Annotated in this window: 3 protein-coding genes; all 3 read left to right on the top strand. The window is 59.0% G+C overall.

Translation table 11 applies throughout. The features are described 5' to 3' along the window. Nucleotides 1-168 precede the first annotated feature (168 nt). The 3 genes from QZX93_RS15230 to QZX93_RS15220 all read left to right on the top strand — a co-directional run bounded on the left by QZX93_RS15230 (nucleotide 169) and on the right by QZX93_RS15220 (nucleotide 2,541). A complete protein-coding gene (locus QZX93_RS15230) occupies nucleotides 169-588 on the top strand; it encodes a hypothetical protein (protein ID WP_295392572.1) in 420 nt (139 codons plus the stop codon). Nucleotides 589-723: 135 nt separating this feature from the next. Continuing rightward, nucleotides 724-1,386 carry a hypothetical protein gene (locus QZX93_RS15225; protein ID WP_295392571.1) on the top strand — a complete coding sequence of 221 codons (663 nt, stop codon included), beginning with the start codon at nucleotides 724-726 and terminating at the stop codon, nucleotides 1,384-1,386. A 522-nt stretch (nucleotides 1,387-1,908) separates the two neighbouring features. Then, the gene (locus QZX93_RS15220) at nucleotides 1,909-2,541 is read left to right on the top strand and encodes a hypothetical protein (RefSeq protein ID WP_295392568.1); all 633 of its coding nucleotides are present in this window, start codon (nucleotides 1,909-1,911) and stop codon (nucleotides 2,539-2,541) included. Nucleotides 2,542-2,766 lie beyond the last annotated feature (225 nt).

Below are 2,766 nucleotides of genomic sequence, written 5' to 3'. Positions count from 1 at the left end.
TGTTGACGCTCGCGATCGGTTACGAGGACAGGCGCAGGACGAAGCAAGGGCATCGAAAAAACCAGAGTAGATCACGAAGTTTGCATCTTACAACGCGCTCTTCAGAAACGGTATTAGGATTTTCATCCTGCGGTACTAGAAGCCGCTGAAGGTCCTGAACGCGCAAGCTTGGAACGTGAAGGCTGGATACGCGATTTCTGCTGGTCCCTGCGGTATTCTGCTGAGGTGGCGTGCCGTGACCCGGGGCAGTCCCCTGAACGGGCCTTGCACGGGGCCTTGCTGTCTCCCGAGTTCAAGCCGTTCCAGAGGGACGCCTGGCAGTCCCGAAAGTGGCGTGAAGAACGGGAGGCCGAAGCCGCAACCAAGGCCACCGAAGCCGCCGCTAAGGCCCGCTGGCGTGCAGAGTTCCCCCTTGCCGCCGCTGCTGAAGCCGCAGAGATTGCCGCCCGGGTGCAGGCTTACCGGGACCGGGAAGCGGCGCAGCGTGAGGCCCAAGCGGCGCAGTGGGTGCAGGGTGAACCGGCCCGCCGGGCTCAAGCCGCCTTGGTTGCGGCGATCAATCGCCCGGGGCACGACGTGTGGGGCTGAACTGAGTCACGGGCGATCCGGGAGGAGTGCCCCGGGTTGCTCAAACCCTTCCCCCGGTTGCGTGCCAGGTATATGATCTTCGCAGACTCCCGCGTAACTCGCCCCAAGTGCAACAGCATGTATGGAGACTGACCGGTGAAGAAAGAATGCCTATCGCTAGCGACTGCATTAGCTATTGCCAGTTATGTAACCGCGCTGCCGGCTTCAGACAAAACTGCGCCGACACCAAGCCAGAAGTCAACCAAGACTTATTCTGAGAAGCAAGCGGAGTGGAAGAGTTGCGCCAAAAAAGCAATAGCTAAAGACCAAAAAAAGTGTGACCGCGAGGGTATCAAATACGGGTGTTTTGGCGCGGGGGGGCGTGGAGAGCTTATCGCGTCTGTAGACGAATGTGGTTATGAGCCTGCCCCTGCTAAACTAGATGCCAAGAGTATAGAGGTTTTGGAAGAAGGCTGCCCAATGGGGAGAGGGTTTGATGATCTAGGTGGTGCTTGGTCGGATCGATTTCTTACCTTTGACCCAAAAAGCCACTTCATCAAAGAAGCACGGGCGCTATGTGATCGTATTATTCAGGAGTGGGAAGAGAAAGAAGAGAAGAAAAATGCAGAACAAGCAGCGCGAGCAAACCAAATAACTATTCGTATTGGTTCGCCTGAAAGTGACGTATACGAAAAATTCGGCCGTCCGAACGACACCCATACTAGCGTCGGCAGTTGGGGTGCGCACAAGCAGTTAATTTACGATTCTGATTTTTATATCTATATTGAAAATGGCCTTGTATCAGGATGGCAAAACTGACTGGTCTAGCGCCTTTGTTCGCTACCGTTCGTCGGGTCGCTTACACTTTTTGCGTGACTAACAAGCATGTGTAACACACCAAGGGGCCAGCATCTATAACAACCTGAAATCGTTATAGATGCCCCCTGTGTGACCGTCTTTGCAACCCCGTCCCGAACGTTTTGGGACCGGCGGGCATTGCGGATTCGCTGGCCGCTTCAAACGGTTCCTGACGGGGCGAATGCCCCGTCCAGCTCTGCCAGTTCCGCGGCGCGTCCGTCGCGACGAGCGGGTGGAAAATCCTATTGTCAGGGTGTGCGGGCGATGTCTAAAATCTCGCTCGAAAATAGGCGAATCGGAGCATCGTAATGGAGACGGCGGGCCTTGTCCTATCGATCCGGTACGGCCTTTCCCTCTCCAACGGTGGGTGGCTGGGCGCACCCTGCGCGAGTCGTCGTATCAGCCCTGAGCGCACACGATTTCCCGACCCGACCCGCCCCGGGATGAAAGACACCATTGTTTCCAAACTGGAGTACACCGACGATGCATCAGACCAAGCCCAATGCGGCCCCGATCATCGGGTTGCTGACCCTGACCCTGACCTTGGCGCTGCCCGGCGCGGCATTCGCCTCCTACGACGGCAATGACGCGATCCGCGATTGCGAGAGCCGCATCCGCAGCGAATATAAGATCAGCGACCTGCGCGATGCCACTGTGCAGCGCCTCAACGACGGGGCGCTGCATTTCAAGGTGCAGGGTATGGCCAAGGTGGACGGGGATAAGCACCCCTGGACCTGTGAGGTCAATAACCGCCACGTGACCGCCGCCGAGTACAGCGGTCCCAAGCCCAAGGGAATGAGCACGGCCGGAAAGGTGGCCATCGGCGCCGCCGTGGTTGCCGGCGCAGTCGCTATCAATGAGATGAGCAAGCAGGGCGGCACGAGCCAGGCCGGCTCGGGGGCGGGCGGTGCCAAGGGGCTTCAGGACTTGGTCGGAGCGAGGGCGGCCGGCGGCGAGTCCGATCTAAAACGCCGCGGCTACACCTACGCGTCGGGCAGCAAAGGGGGAGACAGCTCCTATACGAATTGGAAAAAGGGCTCGCATTGCGTCACGGTGCGCACCACGAACGGGCATTACGCCTCCATCGTCGATACGCCCATGAGCCGCTGCCGCTAGGCTCACGCGCCGGGGCGGTCGACCCGCCCCGGCTGTTCGACGCAATCGCCGCCCCTACCGGGCGGCGAACCGCCGCTGCGATTAACTCGACTTTGGCCATTTTTGGCCTGATGGAAACCCGCATGAATGGCCTGGTTAGGTGTCCGGCGCGGGTGCGTAAGGTCAACGTAGAGTTGGCGGCAGCGGGACGCAGGCGGTATCGTCTGAAGCCGACTAAAACACCAG

The organism is uncultured Thiodictyon sp. (genome assembly GCF_903946935.1).
Lineage (GTDB): Bacteria > Pseudomonadota > Gammaproteobacteria > Chromatiales > Chromatiaceae > Thiodictyon.
Note: the sequence above shows the minus strand (reverse complement) of the source record. Positions and strands in the feature narration are given on the sequence as shown.